Below are 24,389 nucleotides of genomic sequence, written 5' to 3' on the forward strand. Positions count from 1 at the left end.
CTTATTGTCCGCGCCCATGAAAACGGCACTCATTCTCGTAGGCTGGCGCGTGGGCAAGGCGGTGTAACCGCCGGGCGAAATCCTCCCATGCGCATCCCACAGGCTCCCTCGGGGGCCTTTTTTATTGCCTCCAATCGAACTAAACGACCAGCAATCGCCAGACGGCGAAACAGTACGGGACCAGACCGATGAGCAACGGACAGAACGAGCGGCGCGAGATGACGGGCGCCGAAATGGTGGTGCAGGCGCTGAAGGACAATGGCGTCAAGCACATCTTCGGCTACCCGGGCGGCGCGGTTCTCCCGATTTACGATGAAATTTTTCAACAAGACGAGGTCGAGCACATCCTGGTCCGGCACGAGCAGGGCGCCGGCCATGCGGCGGAAGGCTATGCGCGCTCGACCGGCAAGGCCGGCGTGCTTCTGGTGACGTCCGGCCCCGGCGCCACCAACGCGGTGACGCCGCTGCAGGATGCGCTGATGGATTCCATTCCGCTGGTCTGCCTCACCGGCCAGGTGCCGACGTCGCTGATCGGCTCCGACGCCTTCCAGGAATGCGACACGGTCGGCATCACGCGGCCCTGCACCAAGCACAACTGGCTGGTGAAGGACGTCAACGAGCTCGCCGCCACCATCCATGAAGCGTTCCATGTCGCGACGACCGGGCGGCCCGGTCCCGTTGTGGTCGACATCCCGAAGGACGTGCAGTTCGCCAAGGGCATCTATGTGCCGCCGCAGACGGCGCCGCGCACCAGCTACCAGCCGAAGGTCCAGGGCGACCTGGAAAAGGTGAAGGCGGCGGTCGAGCTGATGGCCGGCGCCAAGAAACCGATCATCTATTCGGGCGGCGGCGTCATCAATTCGGGACCGGAAGCCAGCCATCTGCTGCGCGAGCTGGTCGACCTCACCGGCTTCCCGATCACCTCGACGCTGATGGGGCTCGGCGCCTATCCGGCATCCGGCAAGAACTGGGTCGGCATGCTCGGCATGCACGGCACCTACGAAGCCAATATGGCGATGCACGATTGCGACGTGATGGTCTGCATCGGCGCGCGCTTCGACGACCGCATCACCGGCCGGCTCAATGCGTTCTCGCCGAATTCGAAGAAGATCCACATCGACATCGACCCGTCCTCGATCAACAAGAACGTCCACACCGATGTGCCGATCATCGGCGATGTCGGCCGCGTGCTGGAGGATCTGGTGCGGCTGTGGCGGGCGACCGCCAAGACCGACAAGAAGGCGCTCTATCCGTGGTGGGAGCAGATCGCGAAATGGCGGGCGCGCGATTCGCTCGCCTACAAGATGAACAACGACGTGATCATGCCGCAATACGCGATCCAGCGGCTCTACGCGCTGACCAAGGACATGGACACCTACATCACCACCGAGGTTGGCCAGCACCAGATGTGGGCGGCGCAGCACTATCATTTCGACAAGCCGAACCGCTGGATGACCTCGGGCGGCCTGGGCACGATGGGCTACGGCCTGCCGGCGGCGCTCGGCGTGCAGATCGCGCATCCGGATGCGCTGGTCGTCGACATCGCCGGCGACGCTTCGGTGCAGATGACCATGCAGGAGATGAGCTCGGCGGTGCAGTATGAGGCGCCGATCAAGATCTTCATCCTCAACAACCAGTATATGGGCATGGTGCGCCAGTGGCAGCAGCTGCTGCATGGCAACCGGTTGTCGCATTCCTACACCGAGGCGATGCCGGACTTCGTCAAGCTGGCGGAAGCCTATGGCGGCCACGGCATCCGTTGCGACAAGCCGGATGAGCTCGACGACGCGATCCGGGAGATGATCTCRGTGAAGAAGCCGGTTCTGTTCGACTGCCGCGTGGCGACCTTGGCCAACTGCTTCCCGATGATCCCGTCGGGCAAGGCGCATAACGAGATGCTCCTGCCGGACGAGGCGACCGACGAAGCGGTGGCCAACGCCATCGACGCCAAGGGCAGGGAATTGGTGTAGGCGGCCACAAAGGCGGGGCTGTCGCGAGAAAGCCGTGCGCAAACAGAGAATTAGCTCAAAAGTCTGAAATCGAGATTCATCTTATGAACGCACAACACCTCCAACCGACCGGCTCCGCCTATTTCATCGCCAAGGAAACCGAGAAGCCGGAAACGCACACGCTTTCGGTGCTGGTCGACAACGAGCCGGGCGTGCTTGCCCGCGTCATCGGCCTTTTTTCCGGTCGCGGCTACAACATCGAGAGCCTTACCGTCTCCGAGACCGAGCATGAGAAGCATCTCTCGCGCATCACCATCGTGACGCGCGGCACGCCGCATGTGATGGAGCAGATCAAGAACCAGCTCGAACGCATCGTGCCGGTGCACCGGGTGGTCGACCTGTCCGTCCGTTCGCACGAGCTTGGCCAGGACCGGCCGCTGGAACGCGAGCTCGCGCTGGTCAAGGTCGCCGGCACCGGCGATGCCCGGGTCGAGGCGCTCCGCCTTGCGGACGCTTTCCGCGCCTCGGTCATCGACGCCAACACCGAGCATTTCATCTTCGAGATCACCGGCAAGGGCTCCAAGCTCGACCAGTTCATTGCCATCATGAAGCCGCTTGGCCTGGTCGAGATCTGCCGTACCGGCGTCGCCGCGATGAACCGCGGCCCGCAGGGAATGTGACAAGGACGACCAGCGCTCACACCGTTTCAACCTTGTCTCTGGTCCGGCAGTCCTCCGCCGGTGGCTTTTGCGCATCTGCTAAAAAAAGGACAGTAAGGCTGACATATCCGGGAGGATGACATGTCGCTCGACGCATTCCTTGCGCTGCTGGTCTACGCCTTCGTGACGTCGATCACGCCGGGGCCGAACAACCTCATGCTGCTCGCTTCGGGCGTCAATTTCGGTATCGCCAGGACGGTCCCGCACATGCTGGGCGTCAGCATCGGCTTTCTGATCCTGCTGCTGGCCGTCGGCTTCGGGCTCGGCGCGGTGCTGACAGCGCTGCCTGCGCTGCATACGGCGCTGAAGATCGCAGGCGCCGTCTATCTGCTTTATCTCGCCTGGAAGATCGCCATGTCGCGCTCGATGAGCGACGGAAAAGGCGCGGAGGGGCGGCCGATGCGCTTCATCGACGCTGCTGCCTTCCAGTGGGTCAACCCCAAGGCATGGGTGATGGCGATCACCGCGATGGCCGTCTACACCAATGCCGATCACCCGTTCGTCTCGGTGGCGCTGATCTCGATCGCCTTCACCGTCGTCAACCTACCCAGCGTTTCGGTATGGGCCGGTTTCGGCACGGCGCTGCGCGGCTTCCTGTCGAATCCGGCGCGGCTGAAATGGTTCAACATGGCCATGGGTCTGTTACTGGCGGCGACCCTGTGGCCGATGCTTCGCTAGTAAAGATGTCTTGATACTCAGGTGATGCCGGCGCACGGCTTTGCGTCTCGCCACTATTGGGCACGCTCGGCTCCCCTCTCGGAAAGGGCACTTTCGGTCTATTTTCGATCGGATGATGGCGCCTCATCCTGCTCGTTTGCCGACTGCCCAACATTTGTGCACTGCACATTAAATCTTCGTAATCCCGCGTTTTGGCCCTTTTCCGCCCGGGCCTTGTCCTATCTATTCGGCGAAAATCGCGGCAGACGGCCGTGAAACGAGCTAGGATAGACCACCGGGATCGGCGTGTCGGGTAGAGGACTCATTTGTCGATGCGCGGAAAAATCGCCTTTGCAATTGTCGCGGTCGCCTGCCTGGCGGGCGGCGGGCTCTATTTTTCGCCCACGACGTTGGTCAAGCTGCAGCAGCTGATTTCGGGCAAGCAGGCTAGCGTGGCCACCGCGGACAAGACGGCGAGCGGCGATAAAGCGGCCGGCGCCCCTGACAATGCGAAAGGCGACAATGCGAAAGGCGGCGGTCCGCGTTCGGCCTCGATCGTCGCCGCAGCCGCGACGACCGCTGATTTCCCGATACGCCGCTATGCCATCGGCTTCGTCTCTTCCCCGGAGGTGGTGAACATCAATGCCCGTGTTTCCAGCCAGATCGTGTCGATTGCGGTCAAGGACGGGCAGATGGTCAAGGCCGGTGATCTGCTCATTTCGCTCGATGACCGCGCGCTGAAGGCGCAGCTCGCCAAGGACCAGGCGCAGCTCGCCAAGGACCAGGCGATGCTGGTGAGCGCCCAGGCCGACCTGCAGCGCGCCAAGGACCTCGTCGCCAAGCAGGCCGGCACGCAGCAGACCTACGATCAGGCGCTGGCGGCGCAGAAGGCCGCGGCCGCCACCATCGACGCCGACAAGGCGACCATCGATGCCGACACCGTGCAGTTGAGCTACGCGACCATCTCGGCGCCGATCTCGGGCCGGCTTGGCGCCGTCAACGTCTCGGTCGGCGATCTGGTCACCACCAGCAACGGCAACTCAGGCAGCTCGACGCCGCTGGTCACCATCACGCAGATGGACCCGCTGCAGGTGAACTTCACGCTGCCCGAGAGCAATCTTGCTCTGCTGCACAAGGAACTGGCGAATCCGACGCAAGGCGACGTGACGCTGACCAAGGACGGCGATCCCACGGCGATCGGCAAGGGCACGCTCGATTTCGTCGATTCCAGCGTCGACACGGCCTCCGGCACCATCGCGACGCGGGCGAGCATACCGAATCCGGATCTTTCGCTGTGGCCCGGGCAATATGTGAACGTGGTGCTCGAGGCCGGCACGATGCCACAGATGACCTCGGTTCCGACGGTCGCGGTGCAGCCCAGCCAGAAGGGACCATTCGTTTATGTGGTCAAGCCGGACAACACCGTCGAGATGCGGCCGGTGCAGGTGGCGCTGACGGTGGGCCAGAACAGCGCCATCAGCGATGGTCTCAAGAGCGGCGAGAAGGTCGTCGTCGAAGGCCAGACACGGTTGAAGAACGGCGCGGCGGTGCATGAAGGCAAAGCCGCGGCCGGATCCGGCGATCAGGCATCGCCCAAAGTCGCGGAGGCCGACAAGGCCGGCGGGGCGAGCCAATGATCTCCGAATTCTGCATACGCAAGCCTGTCGCCACCCTTCTGATGTCGTTCGCCCTCATTCTGGGCGGCATTTTTGCCTACAAGTTCCTGCCGGTGGCGGCGCTGCCCAGCGCCGAATTTCCGGTGGTCAATGTTTCTGCCAGCCTGCCCGGCGCCTCGCCGGAGACGATGGCGACATCAGTGGCGACGCCGCTGATCAAGCAATTCGCGACCATCGCGGGCATCGATTCGATCTCGACCACCAATTCGCTCGGCCAGACCTCGATCGCCATCCAGTTCGTGCTCAACCGCGACATCGACGCGGCGGCCGCGGATGTCCAGGCGGCGATCGCGCGCACGCAAAAATCGCTGCCGCCGGAAATGACGGCGCCGCCGAGCTATCGAAAGGTCAATCCGGCCGACGCGCCGATCCTCCTGATGTCGCTGGTCAGCGACACGGTCCCGCTGACCGATCTGGACGCCTTTGCCGAAAACGTCATCTCGCCGTCGCTGTCGACCATCGATGGCGTCGCGCAGGTCTCGATCTTCGGCCAGCAGAAATATGCCGTGCGCATCCAGATCGATCCGACCGCGCTCGCCGCGCGCGGCATCTCGATCGATCAGCTGCAGGCCGCGATCACCTCGGCCAACAGCAACACGCCGCTCGGCGTCCTGCAGAACAACAAGCAGCAGCTGACCATCACCGCCAACACGCAGCTCGACAATGCCGCCGGCTTCTCCAACCTGATCATCGCCACCAAGAATGGTCACCCGGTGCGGTTGGGCGAGGTGACCCGCGTCGTCGACTCGGTCGAGACCACGACGACGGCAAGCTGGTATGACGGCACGCGCGCCATCATCCTGGCGGTCCAGCGCCAGCCCGACGCCAACACCGTCGAGGTGGTCGACAAGGTCAAGGCGATGCTGCCGTCCTTCCAGGACCAGATGCCGGCGGCAGCCTCGATCAAGCTGCTTAACGACCGGTCGACTTCGATCCGGCAAGCCGTCGGCGACGTCCAGTTCACGCTGCTCCTGACGATTGCCCTGGTGGTGATGGTGATCTTCGTGTTCCTGCGCCGGGTGACGGCAACCATCATTCCGGCCGTGGCGGTGCCGATCTCGTTGATCGCCACGCTTGGCGCGATGTTCCTGTTCGGCTTCTCGATCGACAACATCTCGCTGATGGGATTGACCTTGGCCGTCGGCCTTGTCGTCGACGACGCCATCGTCATGCTGGAAAACATCTTCCGCCACATGGAAGAGGATGGGCTGTCGGCCTTCGACGCGGCGCTGAAAGGCGCGCGTGAAATCGGCTTCACCATCATCTCGATCTCGATCTCGCTGGTGGCCGTGTTCATTCCGGTGCTTCTGATGGGCGGCGTCATCGGCCGTATCTTCAACGAATTCGCCGTCGTGGTGACCGTCGCCATCCTGGCCTCGATGTTCGTGTCGCTGACGCTGACGCCGATGCTCTGCTCGCGTCTGTTGTCGGTGACCAAGGCCGATCGCGAAAAGCATGCGCCCGGTCACAAGCCGGACCTCATCACGCGCGGCTACGACCGGATCCTGGGCTTCTGCCTGCGAAACACTTTCCTGGTGTTCCTCGTCTTCGTCGCCACCGCGGCTGCGTCGGTGTGGCTGATCCAGGTTTCGCCGAAGGGCTTCTTTCCGCAGGAGGATATCAGCCAGATCTCGGTGACCACGCTTGCGCGCCAGGACATCTCCTTCGACGCCATGGTCAAGCTGCAGGGCAAGGTCGCCGACGTGTTCTCGCATTCTCCCTATGTGACGCATGTCGCCTGGTCGGTGGGCGGCGGTCAAAGCGCGCTCAATCAAGGCCGGCTTTACGTCCAGTTGAAGGACAAGAGCCAACGCCCCGACATCGAGAAGGTGCAGTCCGATCTGAGGAAGCAACTTTCCAACGTGGCCGGCATCGAAACCTATATGCAGCCGGTGCAGAACCTGCGCCTCGGCTCGCGGTCGTCCGCCAGCGCCTATCAGCTCGTGGTGCAGGGTCTGGATACCGGCCAGACCGACATCTGGGCGCAGAAGCTGAACGACGCGATGGTCGCGGACCACACGATGTTCACCGATGTCACCAGCGACCTGCAGAACAACGCATTGCAGGCGTCGCTGGTGATCGACCGCGACAAGGCCGCCCAGCTTGGCATCGATACCGACACGCTGCGTTCGGCTCTCTATGGCGGCTTCGGCACCGACCAGGTTTCGACGATCTTCGGTTCGGCCGACAGCTATGAGGTTATCACCGAGCTCGACCCCAAGATCGAATGGTCGCCGGAGCGGATGCTGGCCATCCAGATGCGGACGGCGAGCGGCAACCTGGTGCCCCTCGGCGCCTTCGCGCATGTCGATCGTACGGCCGGCGCGCTGACGGTCAATCAGCTCGGCCAGCTTCCGGCGGTGACGATCTCCTACAATCTGCCGCAGGGCGTCTCGCTCGGCGACACGGTGACCCGCATCGACCAACTCAAAGAACAGATCGGCATGCCGAAGGAGATCTCGACAAGCTTTGCCGGCACGGCCAAGACCTTCCAGGATTCGCTGGCCAACCAGGGTTTTCTGATCGGCGGCGCGATCCTGACGATCTATATCGTGCTCGGCATGCTCTATGAGAGCTTCATCCACCCGCTCACCATCCTCACCGGCCTGCCGTCGGCGGTGCTTGGCGCGGTGGTGGCGCTGCGCTTCGCCGGCATGGACCTTTCGGTGATCGCGGTGATCGGCATCCTGATGCTGATCGGCATCGTCAAGAAGAACGGCATCATGATGGTCGACGTCGCGCTGGAGCTCAGGCGACAAGGCATGTCGGCGAAGGACTCCATCCACAAAGCCTGCCTGATGCGTTTCCGGCCGATCATGATGACGACGCTTGCCGCGCTGATGGGGACGTTCCCGATCGCGCTCGGCACCGGCGCCAGCGCCGAATTGCGCCAGCCGCTCGGCGTTGCCGTGGTCGGCGGCCTGCTCGCCTCGCAGGCGCTGACGCTGTTCGTCACGCCGGTGATCTACGTCTATTTCGAGAATTTCTCGGGCTGGCTGCTCAGCTTCTCATCGAGACGGAACCAGCCGGCGCTGCATGTGGTGGAAGGCGGCGAGCAAGCCTCGCTGTTTGACGGCGAGGCAGAGCCGAAGAAGGTGGCGGCCGAGTAGGAGCATGATCCCGAAAAGTTGCAGACTTTTCGGACAAGATCATGCCTCAGAAAACAAACCTGGAGCGAAGCCTCAGTTTCGCTCCAGTTCCGACTGGCCCAAGCCGTGGCGCTTGCGGCGCCATGCCGGCGATCGTAACCTTGGGCCATGTCCCATGATCATGACCACGACAACGAGCTTGATCCGTTCGCGGCGCGCGTGCGCGCGCTGGAGACGATCCTGACCCAAAAGGGCCTGATCGATCCGGCGGCGATCGACATCATCGTCGATACCTATGAGACCAAGATCGGCCCGCGCAATGGCGCGCGGGTGGTGGCGAAGGCCTGGAGCGATCCGGCCTATGCCGAATGGCTCAAGCGCGACGCGACGGCGGCGATCGAGTCGCTCTCCTATACAGGGCGCCAGGGCGAGCACATGCAGGCCGTGTTCAACACCGAGGAGACGCATAACCTCGTCGTCTGCACGCTCTGCTCCTGCTATCCTTGGTCGGTGCTCGGCCTGCCGCCGGTCTGGTACAAGGCGCCGCCTTACCGCTCGCGGGCGGTGATCGATCCGCGCGGCGTGCTCGAGGAGTTTGGGCTGACGCTGCCGGCGGAGAAGAAGATTCGCGTCTGGGATTCGACCGCCGAGCTCCGCTACCTCGTGGTGCCGATGCGGCCGAAAGGCACGCAGGGTTGGAGCGAGGAGCAGCTCGCAGGGCTGGTCAGCCGCGACGCGATGATCGGCACCGCGCTTGCCAAAGAGCCGGAAGGGGAACCGGCATGAACGGGCCGCAGGATCTCGGCGGACAGATGGGTTTCGGGCCTGTCGCGCCCGAGAAGGACGAGCCTTATTTCCACGCTGCATGGGAAAAGCGGGCGCTGGGCGTGACGCTCACCGCCGGCGGCATGGGCGCCTGGAACATCGACGAGAGCCGGCATGCGCGGGAATCGCTGCATCCCGCCGATTATTATTCATCGAGCTACTACCAGATCTGGATCAAGGCGCTGGAAACGCTGCTGAAGCGCCACGGCTTCGTCACCGAGCGCGACCTTGCCGCCGGTAAGGCGGTCGACGCGGCCGCGACACCGAAACGGGTGCTGAAGGCGGCGGATGTGCCGGCGGTGCTCGCCAAGGGCGGTCCGTGCGACCGGCCGGTCGCCACGCCGGCGCGGTTCCAAGCGGGCGACCGGGTGCGCACGAAGAATTTCAACCCGACCGGCCATACGCGCCTGCCGCGCTACGCGCGCGACAAGACCGGGAGGATCGAGGCCGTGCGCGGCGGCTTCGTCTTCCCCGACAGCAACGCGCATGGCAAGGGTGAGAACCCGCAATGGGTCTATACGGTGGTGTTCGACGGGGCCGAAATCTGGGGCGAGGGCGCCGATCCGACGCTCAGCGTCTCGATCGATGCCTGGGAGAGCTATCTTGAGCCGGCATGAGGCCAAGTTGCCGGCGGGTTTCGACGAGCCGGTCTTCGCCGAGCCGTGGCAGGCCGAAGCCTTTGCGCTGACTGTCGCGCTGCATGGCAAAGGCCTGTTCTCGTGGAGCGAATGGGCGGAGGCCTTATCGGCCGAGGTGAAACAGCCGGGCGCCGCGAGCGACGGGCACGACTATTACGAGCACTGGCTGGCGGCGCTGGAGAAGCTTTTGTCGCGCAAAGGGGTCGCCGGCAAGACTGAGGTCGATGAGCTTACCGCCGCCTGGGAACGCGCCGCGCACGCCACGCCGCACGGCAAGCCGATCCTGCTGGAGAATGATCCGAGGCTCTGATCGCAGGCTATGTGCCGCCAGACCCAAAAAGGTCAATTTATATTTCCGTTACCGCAGTTCGGATTTCGTATAAGCCCTTGGTTGCAGATATTGGAGCTGCCTGCGACCATGTAATCATGATGAAAATATCCGGCGCGCCATGGCCTTTGCTGCAACTCGCGATCGAGCCGAAGTCCAGGGCCGACGAGAAGAAGTTTCGTGCGGCCTTGGCAAAGCTGGCAGAGGAACGTTCTGACTTCGAGGTAAAACGGGACAAGGAATCGGGCCAGACCATCATCGCCGCGATGAATGAGCTTGACCTAGACATCATCTTCTATCGCTTGACCCGCGAGTTCAACGTTGCGGTCAATGTGGGCGCACCGCAAGTGGCCTATCGCGAGACGATCACCCACGCGCGCGAACAGGACTACACGCATAAAAGGCTATTGGCCGGCCAGGGACAGTTCGCTCGCGTCAAGGTCCTGTTCGAGCCGAACGGGCACAATCCGGATTTCATGTTCGTGTCGAGGGTTCCCGACGGCGCTTTCCCTGGTGATTATGCCGCCGCGGTCGAAAAAGGGGTGCGCAGCATCCTGGTCGCGGGACCCTTCGCCGGCTTCCCGATGATCGGCGTCAAGGCTGCTTTGGTTGATGGGGCTTTTCACGGGACCGACTCTTCGGCTTTGGCCTTCGAGATCGCCGGCCGCGCCTGCTTCAAGGAAGCCGCGCCCAGCCTCGGCGTGCAATTGCTCGAGCCGATCATGAAGGTCGAGGTGGTGACGCCGGAAATCTATGTCATCAGCATTATCGGCGACCTGCATGGCCGCCGCGGTCTGGTCAAGAGTCGGATAAGCCGCGGCGATGCCATCGTTGTCAACGCGACGGTCCCACTTGCCACCATGTTCAAGTATGTCAACAACCTTGACTCGCTAAGCCAGGGCCGCGCGACCTACACGATGCAGTTCGACCACTACGCGCCCGTTCCGAGGGCTGACCGCGATCCACCGCCGCCTCCGGCAGTCGCCGCCTACGGCTGATTTGATACCCGCTGGGCTGAGTTCTGTTCAAGGCACCCAGCGGTTTTGTTCTCTTTACGTTCCGGTTTGCGGCTGATAGCCTGAGGTGTCGGAGGCTTTGCTGCCGACAACGGTCGGCATTGCGGCCAATCTTGTCTTTCGCTTGCGAATCCGGTCTGTCGCACTGATGGAATTTTCTCCCCAACAGGATGAGGCTCTGAAAGCGGTTGGGCGCTGGCTCAAGGAGGGCCGGCCGCAGGTCTTTCGGCTGTTCGGCTATGCCGGCACCGGCAAGACGACGCTGGCGCGCTATTTCGCCGAGCATGTCGACGGGCAGGTGCAGTTCGCCGCCTTCACCGGCAAGGCGGCGCAGGTGCTGCGCTCGAAGGGGGCGACCAATGCCCGCACCATCCATTCGCTGATCTACAGGCCGAAGGGGGAGGAATCGGTCGAGGACGAGGTGACCGGCAAGACCTCGATGTCGCCGACCTTTTCGCTCAACCGGCAAAGTCCGATCGCGCGCGCCAAGCTCGTCGTCATCGACGAATGCTCGATGGTCGACGAGCAGCTCGGCCGCGACCTGCAGAGCTTCGGCACGCCGATCCTGGTGCTTGGCGATCCGGCCCAGCTTCCGCCGATCTCGGGCGGCGGCTTCTTCACCGAGCACGAGCCGGACGTGCTGTTGACCGAAATCCACCGCCAGGCGCGCGACAATCCGATCATCCGGCTCGCGCTCGACGTCCGCGAGGGGCGCGAATTCATGCATGGCGACTATGGCACGGCGCAGGTGATCGGCAGGGAAGCAGTCAACCAGGATCTGGTGCTCAAGGCCGACCAGGTGCTGGTCGGCACCAACCGCACGCGCCGCCGCTACAATCAAAGGCTGCGCGAGCTGAAGGGGTTCAATGCCGATTTCCCGCAAGCCGGCGATAAGCTGGTCTGCCTGCGCAACGACCCGGCCAAGGGGCTGCTCAACGGCTCGCTGTGGAAGGTGATGACCTCGTCGCGCGAGACGGTGAAGCCCGGCATCAACCTTCTGGTCTCGCCGGAAGAGGACGATCCCGATCGCGGCGTCGCCAAGATCAAGCTGCTCAAGGCGGCCTTCGAGGATCCGGACGCCGAGATCCCCTGGCAGCAGAAGAAGCGCTTCGACGATTTCGACTATGGCTACGCGCTGACCGTGCACAAGGCGCAGGGTTCGCAGTGGAACGACGTCGTGCTGTTCGACGAGAGCTGGGCCTTCAAGGAAACAAGGCAGCGCTGGCTTTATACGGCGATCACCCGCGCCGCCGAGCGGCTGACAGTGGTGCGCTGAGGTTTTTGGCCATCAGGTCGGCCTTGCGCCAAGCCACTGCCAGGCGGCTTCCTCATCGTCGACATCGAAGCGTCTGACTTCGAAAGGCAGCGTTTTGGGGAAGAGGCCGGTGACGAGGGAGGCCCAGCCCGGCTCGCCGATGACGGCGCAACGCACGACATGTTCCATCGCGTCTGCCACGCCCTGCCGAAGCGTGTCCTGCTTGATATTGGCCCAGTCGACGCTTTCCTCGTCGGTCAGCCTGATCAGCACGTCGATCCTCGGATGCAGTGCGTAAGCGGCTTCCAGCAGGCCGAACAGGTTTTCCGCGTCGGCCGGCGAGACATCGCCGACGACGTCGATGGCAAAAAGCGCGTCGCGGTTGGTCTCGATGCGGCGGATCGCCGGCACGGCTTCGAGGAAATTCACTGGCAAATCCTCACCTTAGCCTCCAACTATCCCCTGGAACACGCGAAACCCCCTATCTGTTCCCGTCAAAGGCGGTATAGATGCCCGCCGATCCACTGGACGCCAGCCCATGCCCGCCAAGCTTTCGGTCAACCTCAACGCCGTCGCCATGCTGCGCAACCGTCGCGACCTGCCATGGCCAAGCGTCACCGGGCTTGGCCGCATAGCGCTTGCCGCCGGCGCGCATGGGCTGACGGTGCATCCCAGGCCCGACGAGCGGCACACCAGGCATTCCGACCTGCCGGAGATCAGGGCGCTGATCGACGACGAGTTTCCGGGCGCGGAGTTCAACATCGAGGGCTATCCGACCGAGGATTTCCTGGCGCTGGTCGAAAAGCACCAGCCCGATCAGGTGACGCTGGTGCCGGACGATCCGGCACAGGCAACCTCGGACCATGGCTGGAACTTCGTCGCCCAGGCGGCGTTCCTCATTCCGATCGTCAAGCGGCTGAAGAAGGGCGGCTTCCGCGTGTCGCTGTTTTCCGATGCGGATCCGGACGGGGTCAACGCGGCGCGCGATACTGGTGCCGACCGCATCGAGCTCTATACCGGGCCATATGGAGGTTTCCATTCCGATTCCGCAAAGGCGGCGAAAGAACTGGAAAGACTAGGAAAAACCGCCGACGCTGCATTCAAGGCCGAGCTCGGCGTCAATGCCGGCCACGATCTGACGGTGAAGAACCTGCCGGCACTGGCCAAACGCATCCCGGCATTGGCCGAAGTATCGATTGGACATGGGTTGACAGCGGATGCGCTGGAGTATGGCATGGCCGGGACTGTCGGGCGGTTCTTGAAGGCCTGCGGATGGTAGGGGACTTTGAGTAGTTTCGGCAATCTTGGGGCGTCCCGCGTGTCGCGGCGACCGTGGAGCGTGACGAAACCGGTGAAGTGGGGTTCATGGTGCTAGCCAACGCCGGCGAAACGGAATCCCACGAGCGCTCGGGCCATGCCGAAACCGAACGGCAGCACAGCACCAAGGTCCTCATGCTTGGCGCGCTGGGCGTCGTCTACGGCGACATCGGCACAAGCCCGATCTACGCCTTCCGCGAGGCGCTGCATGCCTCATCCAGCTCGGTCGCCCGGCATGACGTGCTGGGCGTGCTGTCGCTGATCGTCTGGGCGCTCACCATCATCGTCACGATCAAATATGTCGCCTTCGTGCTCAGGGCCGACAACAAGGGCGAGGGCGGCACGCTGTCGCTGATGTCGCTGGCGCGCAGCGCCTATCCGCCCGGCTCACGCCTTATCCTGGTGATCGGCCTTTGCGGGGCCGCGCTGTTCTTCGGCGATTCGATCATCACGCCGGCGATCTCGGTGCTGTCGGCGGTAGAGGGCCTGGAAGTCGTGACGCCGGCGCTCGATGCCTATGTGGTGCCGATCACGCTGGTGATCCTTGCGGTGCTTTTCGCCGTGCAGAGGTTCGGCACGGGCAAGGTGGCGGCGGTGTTCGGACCGGTGACCGCGACATGGTTCGTGGCGATCGGCGCGGCCGGCCTCTATCATATCGTCGATGACCCGTCCGTTTTCCTGGCGATCAATCCGTATTACGCGATCTATTACCTGGCCACCACGCCGACCGGCGCCTTCGTCACCGTCGGCGCCGTGTTCCTGGCGGTGACCGGCGCCGAGGCGCTCTATGTCGACCTTGGCCATTTCGGCCGCAAGCCGATCGTGCTGGCCTGGTTCGCAATCGTCTTCCCTTGCCTGCTCTTGAATTATTTCGGGCAGGGCGCATTCGTGCTCTCGCATGGGGGCAAGCCCACCAACCCGTTCTTCCAGATGCTGCCGGAATGGGCGCTGATGCCGATGGTCGGACTTGCGACCGCGGCCACGGTCATCGCCAGCCAGGCCGTCATCTCCGGCGCCTTCTCGCTGACAAGGCAGGCGGTGCAGCTCAACCTTCTTCCCCGCATCGAGGTGCAGCACACATCCGAGATGCAGAGCGGCCAGATCTATATGCCAAGGGTCAACCTTCTGGTCGCGCTCGGCGTGATGCTTCTGGTCGTCGGCTTCGGCAGTTCGAGCGCGCTTGCCTCCGCCTACGGCATTTCGGTGACCGGCGAGATGCTGATGACGACGGTGCTTCTGTTCGTCGTCATGCGCTGGCTCTGGAAATGGCAGCTGGCGCTGGCACTGGCGCTGGCGATGCTGTTCGGCGTCATCGATCTCGGCTTCTTCTCGGCCAATGTCGTCAAGATCGTCGAAGGCGGCTGGGTGTCGATCACGGTCGCCTCGATCATGGGGCTGATCATGTGGACCTGGATCCGCGGTAGCCGCTATCTGTTCGACAAGACGCGCCGCAACGAGATCCCGCTTGATTTCCTGGCGGCGAACCTGTTGAAGAAGAAGCCGCAGCTGGTGTCGGGCACTGCCGTGTTTCTGACCAGCGATCCGCTGAGCGCGCCGACGGCGCTGATGCACAGCCTGAAGCACTACAAGGTGCTGCACGAGAAGAACGTCATCCTGTCGGTGGTGACGGCGCCGCAACCGGTGGTGCCGGACAGCGAGCGCGTCAAGCTGGAGACGGTCAACGAGCTGTTCATGCGCGTGACGCTGACCTTCGGCTATATGGAGCAGCCGAACATTCCGCGCGCCCTGGCCATCTGCCGCAAGCAGGGCTGGAAGTTCGACATCATGACGACATCCTTCTTCCTGTCACGGCGCTCGCTGAAGGCCTCGCCCAATTCCGGCATGCCGGTCTGGCAGGACCGGCTGTTCATCGGCCTGGCGCGCACCGCGGCGGACGCGACGGAGTATTTCCAGATCCCCACCGGACGCGTGGTGGAGATCGGCACCCAGGTGGCGATCTGATCTTCAAGCCGGCACTCAGCGCGTTAGATTTGGTCGGCAGGCCAAGCCGTGCGCCGGCGGCATGGGAGCCCTCACGTCAGGGCACTTGATATTGCACTGCAGCAAGCGTAGAGCACCGCGCGTTTTATCGGAGTGTCGTCCATGGCCCTTGCCAATGGTGGTGCAGACGCAGAACCCRCCGACCTGCCGAGCCACGCGGAAATCGAGCAGCACAGCACCAAGGTCCTCATGCTTGGGGCGCTGGGCGTGGTCTATGGCGATATCGGCACGAGCCCGATTTATGCGTTTCGCGAAGCGCTGGTGGCGTCTTCGCACGGCGAGGTCGCCGATCGCGGCGACATTCTGGGCGTGCTGTCGCTGATCATCTGGTCGCTGACGATCATCGTCACGATCAAATACATCATGTTCGTGCTGCGCGCCGACAACCGCGGCGAGGGCGGCGTGCTGTCGCTGATGGCGCTTGCGCGAAGCAGTTTTTCGACCCGCTCGGCCATCATCCTTGGGGTCGGCATTGCCGGCGCGTCGCTTTTTTTCGGCGACGCGGTCATCACGCCGGCCATCTCCGTGCTGTCGGCGGTCGAAGGCATGAATGTCGTCACGCCGGCCTTCCAGCCCTATGTCGTTCCGCTGACCCTGCTTATCCTCGCCATCCTTTTTGCCGTGCAACGGTTCGGCACGGGCGGCGTCGCGATGATCTTCGGTCCGATCACAGCCGTCTGGTTCCTGGCGATAGGCCTGTCCGGGCTGAACCACATCATCGCCGACCCGGAGATCCTGTGGGCGATCAGCCCGCACTATATCGTAGCCTTCCTGATCCACTCGCCCGACGTCGCCTTCGTCACCATCGGCGCGATCTTCCTGGCCGTCACCGGCGCCGAGGCGCTCTACGCCGACCTCGGTCATTTCGGCCGCAAACCGATCGTGCTGGCATGGCTGGCGATCGTGTTTCCCTGCCTGCTTTTGAACTATGCGGGGCAAGGCGCCTACGTGCTCGCCAAGGGGGGTATGGTCGGCCATCCGTTCTTCGAAATGAATGAGGGCTGGGCGCTGGTCCCCATGGTGGTGCTGGCCACTGCGGCAACCGTCATCGCCAGCCAGGCGGTGATCTCCGGCGCTTATTCGCTGACGAGRCAAGCGGTGCAGCTCAACATGCTGCCGCGGCTTGAAATCCTGCATACGTCGGAGAAGCAGTCCGGCCAGGTTTATATGCCGCGTGTCAACATGCTGYTGGCGCTCGTTGTGATGCTGCTGGTGGTCGGCTTCGGCGAATCCAGCAAGCTCGCCTCGGCCTATGGCATATCGGTCACGGGCAACATGCTGGTGACAACCGTTCTGCTTTTCGTGGTCATGACCCGCATCTGGAAATGGCCGCTGTGGCGAGCCGTGGCGCTGACCGTGCTGTTCGCCTTTATCGATATCGGCTTCTTCGCCTCCAACATCGTCAAGGTGTTCGAGGGCGGCTGGGCCTCGCTCGCGGTCGCCTTTGCCATCATCCTCGGCATGTGGACCTGGGTGCGCGGCAGCCGCTATCTGTTCGACAAGACGCGCCGGAACGAGATCCCGCTCGATTTCCTGGCGGCGAACCTGTTGAAGAAGAAGCCGCAGCTGGTGTCGGGCACCGCCGTGTTTCTGACCAGCGATCCGCTGAGCGCGCCGACTGCGCTGATGCACAGCCTGAAGCACTACAAGGTGCTGCACGAGAAGAACGTCATCCTGTCGGTGGTGACGGCGCCGCAACCAGTGGTGCCGGACAGCGAGCGCGTCAAGCTGGAGACGGTCAACGAGCTTTTCATGCGCGTGACGCTGACCTTCGGCTATATGGAGCAGCCGAACATTCCGCGTGCCCTGGCCATCTGCCGCAAGCAGGGCTGGAAGTTCGACATCATGACGACATCCTTCTTCCTGTCGCGGCGCTCGCTGAAGGCCTCGCCCAATTCCGGCATGCCGGTCTGGCAGGACCGGCTGTTCATCGGCCTGGCGCGCACCGCGGCGGACGCGACGGAGTATTTCCAGATCCCCACCGGACGCGTCGTCGAAATCGGTACGCAGGTCGCCATCTGACAGGCTCCGCCCCATCGGCCAAAGCAGTGTCGAGGGAGGCGGTAAACGGTCGAGGTGAAGCGCACCCGAGAGAGAAGCGCTCTCGGGTGCGCCAGTTTTCAGCCGAGCAATGCAGCCTTGTTCGCTTCGAGGAACTGCTTGAGTGTCCGCGGCTTGCGGCCCGAGAGTTTTTCGACGGCATCGGTCACCTCTGCAATGCGACCGGCGCGGGTGTTGGCATCGAAGGAGACGATGATGCGGGCGAAATCCTCGGGAACGCCGGCAGCCTTGACGCCTTCGGTCAGCGCATCGTCCGGCAGTTGGATAACCTCCAGCGGTTTGCCGGTCACCTCGCTTACCAGCGCTGCAATCTCGTTGGTGGTGTAGGCCTGCGGGCCGGTCAGCGTGTAGATGCGGCTTTCCTTGGAGCCGGACGCGAGGCCGGCAGCGATGGCGGCCGCCATATCGTCGCGCGCGCCGTGCGCGATGCGTCCGTCGGCGGCCGAGGTGTACCATTTTCCTGCCGAGATGGCGTGCGGCAGCGACATGAACAGGTTCTCCTGATACCAGCCGTTGCGGAAGATGGTGTAGGGGATGCCGCTTGCCTTGATCGCCTGCTCGGTGCCGTGGTGGTCGCCGGCAAACAGTACCGGCGAGCCCGGCTCGGGATTTGGCATCGAGGTGTAAAGCAGGTGCGAAACGCCAGCCGCCTCGGCCGCGGCCACCGCCGTCTGATGTTGCTTCAGGCGCCGGCCAGTCTTCAAGTCGAGGTCGCCGGTCGAGATGATCAGCACGCGGTCGGCGCCTGCGAACGCCTTCTCCAGCGAGGTCCTGTCGTTGAAATCGGCGGCCCGGACGGCGATGCCGAGCGCCGCCAGATCGGCTAGGTTTTCGGGATCGCGGGTGGTAGCGATGATGCTAGAGGGCGCAATTTTCTGCGCGCCCAGCAAGTGGTTGATGACGGCGCGGCCAAGCTGGCCGGAGGCGCCGGTGACGAGAAGGGTTTCGGTCATGGGAGGTCCCTGAAAATCGTGTCGAAGGCGGATCAAGTGACGGTCTCAAAAAGAGACCAGCACTAAAATAGGAATTGACCTCGAGCCGTAAAGAAGGCAGTTTTCCGGGAGGTAGGCACAGCCAGGGAACCACCTGGACGGCCTAAAGCGCGTCGCGATCTTTTCGGATTTGCTCCATGCGCTTTGGGTTTTTACGCATGTCTTTGCCCCGAAACCGGTTCCACTTTCGGGAGACATGCTTTGGTTTCGATCAGCGGATGTCGTGATGGATAGCAAGATCTTTAATCTGAAAGCCAAGCTCGAGGTCTATAAGGCCATGACGAACGGCGCCAACTTCGCCGATTGTCCGGTCCGCGACGTGATCCAGGGCATCAGCGGCAAATGGAGCTCGCTGCTGGTCATGGCGCTGGCCGAGAAGCCTTATCGCTTTGGCGAGCTGCGCCGGCTGGTTCCCGATATCTCGCAGCGCATGCTGACGCAGACGCTCCACGAGCTGCAGCGCGACGGCTATGTGCACCGCGAAGTTTTCCCGACCAAGCCGCCAAGCGTCGAATACAGCCTCACCGATCTTGGGCGCTCGATGTTCCTGCCGCTGCAACARCTCATTCAATGGGCCGAACTCAATCACGACGCGGTGCGTGACGCGCGCGCCGCCTTCGACGCCAACCAAGGCTGATTTCTCGATATAAGCGTCAAAGCGCCCGATTGATCCGGCGCGTTCCACGYGGGATTGTCCCTGCAGGTTCGGGTTGGGGGACGATGGGCAAGTCTAACGAGATCGCGATTGCCGGCGCCGGTCCGGCCGGGCTGGCGGCAGCGCTTTACCTCAAGCGAGCCGGGCACAAGGTCACCGTTTTCGAGCGCTTCGACGCGCCGAAGCCGGTCGGTTCCGGTCTCATCCTGCAGCCGACCGGACTGACAGTGCTCGCCGATCTCGGCCTGCTCGATGAGATCCTTTTGCTTGGCAGCCGCATCGGGCGGCTGCACGGCACCGATGCCCAGACCGGGCGCACGGTGCTCGAAGTCCGCTACGACGCGCGGCGCGGCCGCCGCTTCGGCCTCGCGGTGCATCGGGCGGCGCTGTTCGGCGTGCTCCATCGCGCCGCCTTGCGCGAAGCGATCGCCATCGAGACCAGTGTCGAGGTCGAGACGCTGGAGACGGTTGAGCGCGCGACGCTGGTCTGCGGCAACGGCAAGCGGCTCGGGCCTTTCGACCTCGTTGTCGACGCCAGCGGCGCGCGCTCGAAACTGCGGCACTTTCTCGGCGATACTGCCATGCCGCGACCGCTCGCCTATGGCRCATTCTGGGCGTCGCTCGGCTGGCGGGACGGCTTTGACAGAAGCGCGCTGCTGCAGCGCTACGACAAGGCAAGCATCATGGTCGGCGTGCTGCCGATCGGTCGGCCGGAGCCCGGCGCGCAAGACATGGCGGCTTTCTTCTGGAGCCTCAAGCCGGCCGATGCCGAACGGATAAAGGCCGAGGGGCTCGAAGCATGGAAGGCGAGGGTGGTTTCGGTCTGGCCGGAATGCGAGGCTTTCACCGGCCAGATCGACAGTTTCGAGCAGCTCTCGCTCGCCCGCTACGGCCACCACACGATGAGGCTGCCGGCCGGCCGGCGGCTTGCCGTCATCGGCGACGCCGCGCACTCGACCAGCCCGCAGCTCGGGCAAGGCGCGAACATGGCGCTGCTCGACGCCGCCGCGCTCAGTCATGCGTTGGCGCGGACGAACAACATCGACGAAGCGCTGGCGACTTATGCGAGTGCACGCCGTTGGCATGTGCGCGCCTTCCAGGCGCTGTCGTTGTCGCTGACGCCGTTCTACCAATCGGACTCCGCAGCCTTGCCCTTCGTCCGCGACCGCATGGTGGCGGGACTGGCGCGAATCCCGCCGGGGCCGCAATTCCTTGCCGCCATGGTCGCCGGAACCGTGATCGATCCATTCAGGCGGATCGGGCTTGCGGAGTTGCAATGGCCTGCCGCCGGATGATCCCGGACAGGTACGATCCTTTTGCCCGAAGGAAGGCATGCAGTCGCTGCGGATAGTCCGGGCTGACGGCTTCGCTTACCGATCGGCGTTCGCTCAGGGCATGGCGCCATGCCTGGACGAGCGGCTTGCCGTCGAGAGTGCCGAAATCGCCGATGCGGTCGAACGTGTCGAAATAGCGGAAGACCGGCCCGTAGACGGCATCGACCAGCGAGAAGCGCTCGCCGGCGAACCACGGGCCGCTCTGCCTTGCCGACAGTTCCGCCTCCACACGCCCAAACATTTCGGACAAGCCCCTGCTTTCATGCAGGAAAGCGGCTTCGTCGGCAGCGGAATAGAAGCGGCCGATGGCATTGAGGATGGCCGAGCCGAATTCGATCCAGGCGCGATGCCTGGCTCGCGCCAGCGGATCGGCCGGGTGCAAGGGATTGGCCTTGGTCTCCTCGAGGAATTCGAGGATGACGGCGGATTCGAAGATCACCTCCTCCGCATCGCCGTGCCGGACGCGGAGCAGCGGCACCTTGCCGAGCGGCGAGACGGCTTTGAACCATTCCGGCTTGTCGGAAAGGTCGACATAGACCCGCTCGAACGGCACAGCTTTCTCGGCGAGCGAGATCGCCGCCCGCTGGACGTAGGGGCACAAATGATGGCTGACGAGGGTGAGGCTGGCAGTCATCTCACTCTCCCCAGACATAGTTCAGCGCGCCGTCTTCGACGCGGGTCGACAGGAACATCAGGCGGGAACCCTTCGGCGCCGGTCCTTCGAGACGCTCGCCATTATCCATGTCGAATTTCGCGCCATGCCATTGGCAGACAAAAGCGCCGTCCTTGCAGTCCAGCGGTCCGCCGAAATGCAGGCAGACATTGGCCGCCGCGCGGATGCGGTCGCCGCTGCGCCAGACATGAACCTCGCGGCCAAAGAAGGGCGCGACCAGGCTGCCGGTTTGCGGGATATCGGCGATCTTGCAGATTTCATGTTTCATCGGAGAACTCCTTATCGATGCAATTGCATCTATATGAATGCATTTGCATCGATCGTCAAGCTTGATGCAGTTGCATCTACCTACTAGAGTGTGCCGATGACGAAAAAATCCCCATCACCCGAGGCCGTCGTCGCCTGGGCGCGCCTCGTGCGCGTCTCGCGCCAGCTGGTCGAGAGGACCGAGGACGCGCTGAAGGCTAACGGCCTGCCGCCGCTCGCCTGGTATGACGTGCTGCACGAGCTTGCCGAAGCAGGCGAGGGCGGGCTCAGGCCGTTCGAGCTGATCGACCGCGTTCTCCTGGCGCAGTACGGCGTCTCAAGGCTGCTCGCCCGCCTGGAGGCGGATGGCCTGGTGGAAAAGCTGCCTGTCTCGGAGGACGGCCGCGGGCAGACCGTCCGCATCACACCAAGCGGCCGGGAAATGCGCCGCCGCATCTGGACCGTCTACGGCGCTTCGATCGCGGAACTGATGGGCGACAGGCTTTCGGCCCAGGAACTGAGGACATTGGCCAGCCTGCTCGGACGGCTGCGCGATCCGCCGGCCGGCGACTAGCTGGTGAGCCTTTGGCCATTCCGCCGGGTCATTTTTCGCGCCATGGCCCTTGCGTCGGAAATCGGAATGCGCAATAAGCCGAACCGTAACGTACGGTACGCCTCTGGGGCGACCGAAGAAACGGGAAAGATTGTGCTGCAGGCAGGCGCCGACATCGACACAAGCGAAACGCTGACGGAGCGGCAGCAGGCCGTTCTTGACGCGGCGCTTCGCCTGCTGGTGGAGGAGGGCGACAACCTCACCATGACCGCGGTGGCGCGGCGGGCCAGTTGTTCCAAGGAAACGCTCTACAAATGGTTCGGCGACCGCGACGGGCTGCTGACGGCGACGGTGCAGTGGCAGGCCTCCAAGGTGCGTGTGACACCGGTCGATCGCAAGGGTCTCGACCTCGCGTCGCTGACGGCAAGCCTCGAACGCTTCGCTTTTGACTGGCTCAAGGTGATCTCCAGCGATACGTCGATCGCGCTCAACCGCGTGGCGGTCGGCCATGCCGGGTCCGGCAAGGATGACCTCGGCGCCATCGTCCTGCAGAATGGCCGCTTCGCGCTTGCCAGGCGGCTGAAGCCGGTGCTCGAAGTCGGCCGGCAGGCCGGGCTGCTCGATTTCGAGGACGCCGAGACGGCGTTCCGGACCTTTTTCGGCCTGGTCGGCCGCGACGTGCAGATCCGTCTGCTGCTCGGCGACCGGGTGGAATTGACTGAGGCGACGATCGGCGGCGACGCCCGCCGCGCGACGCAACAGTTTCTCGCTCTCTTCGGAGCAAACAACCGGCTGCAAAGCCACTAGAACCGGATGATTTCAGGTCAAATGGACCTGAAATCTGAATCCGGTTCTAAACCAAAGAGATAGAGCATGATGTCGTCCGAAAACCGCTTCACACTTTTCGGCATCATGCTCTGATCTTCAAAAGGGAAGGAACACCAAATGCGTGTCTATTACGATCGTGACGCCGATCTCAATCTCATCAAGGGCAAGAAGGTCGCCATCATCGGCTATGGCAGCCAGGGCCGGGCGCATGCGCTCAACCTCAAGGATTCCGGCGTCAAGGAGATCGCCATCGGTCTCAAGGCCGGCTCGGCGACCGCCAAGAAGGTCGAGGCAGACGGCCTCAAGGTGATGAGCGTGGCGGACGCCGCCAAATGGGCCGACCTGATGATGATGGCGACGCCCGACGAATTGCAGGCCGACATCTATAAGAACGAGATCGCGCCGAACATCCGCGACGGCGCCGCGATTGCCTTCGCGCACGGCCTCAACGTGCATTTCGGCCTGATCGAGCCGAAGGCCTCGGTCGACGTCGTCATGATCGCGCCGAAGGGCCCGGGCCACACGGTGCGCGGCGAATACCAGAAAGGCGGCGGCGTGCCGTGCCTGGTCGCCGTCAACCAGGACGCTTCGGGCAACGCGCTCGACCTCGCGCTCTCCTATGCCTGCGGCGTCGGCGGCGGCCGCTCCGGCATCATCGAGACGAACTTCCGTGAGGAATGCGAGACCGATCTGTTCGGCGAGCAGGTGGTGCTGTGCGGCGGCCTGGTCGAGCTGATCCGTGCCGGCTTCGAGACGCTGGTGGAAGCCGGTTATGCCCCGGAAATGGCCTATTTCGAGTGCCTGCACGAGGTGAAGCTGATCGTCGACCTGATCTATGAAGGCGGCATCGCCAACATGAACTACTCGATCTCGAACACCGCTGAATGGGGCGAATACGTCTCGGGTCCGCGCATCATCACCGCCGAGACCAAGGCCGAGATGAAGCGCATCCTGAAGGACATCCAGACCGGCAAGTTCACCTCGGAATGGATGCAGGAATACCGGGCCGGCCTGTCGCGCTTCAAGGGTATCCGCCGCATGAACGACGGCCACCAGATCGAAGAGGTCGGCGCCAAGCTGCGCGCGATGATGCCGTGGATCGCCAAGAACAAGCTGGTCGACAAGGCCAAGAATTAATTTTCGACTTCGTTATGCATCTGACGGGCCGGCGGAGCGATCCGCCGGTCTTTTTTCTTCGCCGGTGAGGCCAATCGCTGCAGCTCAGCCGTAATGCCAATGCGGCTTGGGCTCGGTGCCGGTGAACTCTACGCCGATGCGGTCCTCGCGGCGCCAACGCACCACCGCCTTGTAGCCGATGCCGTCGACCGGCACGTAGAGCAGGAATTCGTCCGGCACGCGCGCGTCGATCGGCACTTTCAGCTCCGCGCCGTTCGAATGCATGTTGCGCACCGTGCATCGCACTTCGGAGTTGTTGATGCCGGTCAGGATCGCCGCGCCCTTCAGCACGCGTTGCCTGTGTTGGTTTCTGTGTTCGTTTTCGGCCATGGCGAGCACGTCTCGCACCCCGTTCGCGCGAATCGTCATATTGGGCGACATCGGCATGGATGAATAGCCGC

22 protein-coding genes and 1 pseudogene are annotated in these 24,389 nt (G+C 63.4%); 18 read left to right on the forward strand and 5 right to left on the reverse strand.

From position 1 onward, the window contains the following. The first annotated feature begins 188 nt into the window (after positions 1 to 188). From LCM4577_RS27735 to LCM4577_RS27780, 10 genes and pseudogenes are all read left to right on the forward strand, one after another. Positions 189 to 1,970 (forward strand): acetolactate synthase 3 large subunit, encoded by a 1,782-nt coding sequence (locus LCM4577_RS27735; RefSeq protein WP_073985977.1) that lies wholly within the window; start codon positions 189 to 191, stop codon positions 1,968 to 1,970. An 83-nt stretch (positions 1,971 to 2,053) separates the two neighbouring features. Continuing rightward, complete coding sequence (ilvN, locus tag LCM4577_RS27740; protein ID WP_040982128.1) at positions 2,054 to 2,629, forward strand: acetolactate synthase small subunit; 576 nt, start codon at positions 2,054 to 2,056, stop codon at positions 2,627 to 2,629. A gap of 120 nt (positions 2,630 to 2,749) precedes the next feature. Next, positions 2,750 to 3,346, forward strand: a complete 597-nt coding sequence (locus LCM4577_RS27745) for a LysE family translocator (RefSeq protein WP_071074259.1) — start codon at positions 2,750 to 2,752, stop codon at positions 3,344 to 3,346. 311 nt (positions 3,347 to 3,657) lie between these two features. After that, positions 3,658 to 4,962, forward strand: a complete 1,305-nt coding sequence (locus LCM4577_RS27750) for an efflux RND transporter periplasmic adaptor subunit (protein WP_071074394.1) — start codon at positions 3,658 to 3,660, stop codon at positions 4,960 to 4,962. Continuing rightward, positions 4,959 to 8,111: an efflux RND transporter permease subunit gene (locus LCM4577_RS27755; RefSeq protein WP_071074260.1), complete on the forward strand. Its 3,153-nt coding sequence runs from the start codon at positions 4,959 to 4,961 to the stop codon at positions 8,109 to 8,111. The genes LCM4577_RS27750 and LCM4577_RS27755 overlap by 4 nt, the downstream gene beginning before the upstream one ends. Positions 8,112 to 8,258: 147 nt before the next feature. Further along, positions 8,259 to 8,876, forward strand: coding sequence for a nitrile hydratase subunit alpha (gene nthA / locus LCM4577_RS27760; RefSeq protein ID WP_071074261.1), 618 nt, complete (start codon positions 8,259 to 8,261; stop codon positions 8,874 to 8,876). After that, entirely contained in the window at positions 8,873 to 9,532 is a 660-nt protein-coding gene (gene nthB / locus LCM4577_RS27765; protein ID WP_071031637.1) for a nitrile hydratase subunit beta, read from the forward strand. The genes nthA and nthB overlap by 4 nt, the downstream gene beginning before the upstream one ends. Continuing rightward, the gene (locus tag LCM4577_RS27770) at positions 9,519 to 9,863 is read left to right on the forward strand and encodes a nitrile hydratase accessory protein (RefSeq protein ID WP_071031635.1); all 345 of its coding nucleotides are present in this window, start codon (positions 9,519 to 9,521) and stop codon (positions 9,861 to 9,863) included. The genes nthB and LCM4577_RS27770 overlap by 14 nt, the downstream gene beginning before the upstream one ends. 137 nt (positions 9,864 to 10,000) lie before the next feature. Further along, positions 10,001 to 10,879 (forward strand): annotated as a pseudogene (gene fusA, locus LCM4577_RS27775) (elongation factor G); the annotation flags it as partial. Between the two features lie 166 nt (positions 10,880 to 11,045). Next, the gene (locus LCM4577_RS27780) at positions 11,046 to 12,173 is read left to right on the forward strand and encodes an ATP-dependent RecD-like DNA helicase (RefSeq protein ID WP_040982489.1); all 1,128 of its coding nucleotides are present in this window, start codon (positions 11,046 to 11,048) and stop codon (positions 12,171 to 12,173) included. A gap of 12 nt (positions 12,174 to 12,185) precedes the next feature. Here the strand turns inward: LCM4577_RS27780 and LCM4577_RS27785 are convergent, their stop codons facing one another. Then, complete coding sequence (locus tag LCM4577_RS27785) at positions 12,186 to 12,581, reverse strand: STAS/SEC14 domain-containing protein (protein ID WP_071074263.1); 396 nt, start codon at positions 12,579 to 12,581, stop codon at positions 12,186 to 12,188. A 109-nt stretch (positions 12,582 to 12,690) separates the two neighbouring features. Between LCM4577_RS27785 and LCM4577_RS27790 the strand changes: the two genes are divergently transcribed. The 3 genes from LCM4577_RS27790 (at position 12,691) to LCM4577_RS27800 (ending at position 17,492) form a co-directional block, all read left to right on the forward strand. After that, on the forward strand, positions 12,691 to 13,431 hold the full coding sequence (locus LCM4577_RS27790) for a pyridoxine 5'-phosphate synthase (RefSeq protein ID WP_071031629.1): 741 nt from the start codon (positions 12,691 to 12,693) through the stop codon (positions 13,429 to 13,431). An 86-nt stretch (positions 13,432 to 13,517) separates the two neighbouring features. After that, positions 13,518 to 15,431 carry a potassium transporter Kup gene (locus LCM4577_RS27795; protein ID WP_071074264.1) on the forward strand — a complete coding sequence of 638 codons (1,914 nt, stop codon included), beginning with the start codon at positions 13,518 to 13,520 and terminating at the stop codon, positions 15,429 to 15,431. A 141-nt stretch (positions 15,432 to 15,572) separates the two neighbouring features. Then, the gene (locus LCM4577_RS27800; RefSeq protein ID WP_071074265.1) at positions 15,573 to 17,492 is read left to right on the forward strand and encodes a potassium transporter Kup; all 1,920 of its coding nucleotides are present in this window, start codon (positions 15,573 to 15,575) and stop codon (positions 17,490 to 17,492) included. A 98-nt stretch (positions 17,493 to 17,590) separates the two neighbouring features. Here the strand turns inward: LCM4577_RS27800 and LCM4577_RS27805 are convergent, their stop codons facing one another. Next, the gene (locus tag LCM4577_RS27805) at positions 17,591 to 18,484 is read right to left on the reverse strand and encodes an SDR family oxidoreductase (protein WP_041007703.1); all 894 of its coding nucleotides are present in this window, start codon (positions 18,482 to 18,484) and stop codon (positions 17,591 to 17,593) included. 265 nt (positions 18,485 to 18,749) lie between these two features. Between LCM4577_RS27805 and LCM4577_RS27810 the strand changes: the two genes are divergently transcribed. Both LCM4577_RS27810 and LCM4577_RS27815 read left to right on the forward strand, forming a co-directional pair. Next, positions 18,750 to 19,160, forward strand: coding sequence for a helix-turn-helix domain-containing protein (locus LCM4577_RS27810; protein WP_040982105.1), 411 nt, complete (start codon positions 18,750 to 18,752; stop codon positions 19,158 to 19,160). 83 nt (positions 19,161 to 19,243) lie between these two features. Beyond that, positions 19,244 to 20,473: an NAD(P)/FAD-dependent oxidoreductase gene (locus LCM4577_RS27815; protein ID WP_071074266.1), complete on the forward strand. Its 1,230-nt coding sequence runs from the start codon at positions 19,244 to 19,246 to the stop codon at positions 20,471 to 20,473. On the opposite strand, the gene LCM4577_RS27820 is transcribed toward LCM4577_RS27815, so the two are convergent. After that, complete coding sequence (locus tag LCM4577_RS27820; RefSeq protein WP_071031619.1) at positions 20,427 to 21,146, reverse strand: glutathione S-transferase family protein; 720 nt, start codon at positions 21,144 to 21,146, stop codon at positions 20,427 to 20,429. The two genes, LCM4577_RS27815 and LCM4577_RS27820, sit on opposite strands and share 47 nt — an antisense overlap. A 1-nt stretch (position 21,147) precedes the next feature. Then, positions 21,148 to 21,453, reverse strand: coding sequence for a Rieske (2Fe-2S) protein (locus LCM4577_RS27825; protein ID WP_041011922.1), 306 nt, complete (start codon positions 21,451 to 21,453; stop codon positions 21,148 to 21,150). Between the two features lie 96 nt (positions 21,454 to 21,549). On the opposite strand from LCM4577_RS27825, the gene LCM4577_RS27830 reads away from it, so the two are divergent. From LCM4577_RS27830 to ilvC, 3 genes are all read left to right on the forward strand, one after another. Then, the gene (locus LCM4577_RS27830) at positions 21,550 to 22,005 is read left to right on the forward strand and encodes a MarR family winged helix-turn-helix transcriptional regulator (RefSeq protein WP_040982098.1); all 456 of its coding nucleotides are present in this window, start codon (positions 21,550 to 21,552) and stop codon (positions 22,003 to 22,005) included. A 132-nt stretch (positions 22,006 to 22,137) separates the two neighbouring features. Continuing rightward, positions 22,138 to 22,791 carry a TetR/AcrR family transcriptional regulator gene (locus LCM4577_RS27835; RefSeq protein WP_071074267.1) on the forward strand — a complete coding sequence of 218 codons (654 nt, stop codon included), beginning with the start codon at positions 22,138 to 22,140 and terminating at the stop codon, positions 22,789 to 22,791. A gap of 138 nt (positions 22,792 to 22,929) precedes the next feature. Next, positions 22,930 to 23,949, forward strand: a complete 1,020-nt coding sequence (ilvC, locus tag LCM4577_RS27840) for a ketol-acid reductoisomerase (RefSeq protein WP_040982094.1) — start codon at positions 22,930 to 22,932, stop codon at positions 23,947 to 23,949. 84 nt (positions 23,950 to 24,033) lie between these two features. Here ilvC and LCM4577_RS27845 read toward each other — a convergent pair whose 3' ends face one another. Then, positions 24,034 to 24,318 carry a PilZ domain-containing protein gene (locus LCM4577_RS27845; protein WP_041008222.1) on the reverse strand — a complete coding sequence of 95 codons (285 nt, stop codon included), beginning with the start codon at positions 24,316 to 24,318 and terminating at the stop codon, positions 24,034 to 24,036. Between the last annotated feature and the right edge of the window lie 71 nt (positions 24,319 to 24,389).

Source organism: Mesorhizobium sp. LCM 4577 (genome assembly GCF_001854795.2).
In the GTDB taxonomy this organism is placed as follows: domain Bacteria; phylum Pseudomonadota; class Alphaproteobacteria; order Rhizobiales; family Rhizobiaceae; genus Mesorhizobium; species Mesorhizobium plurifarium.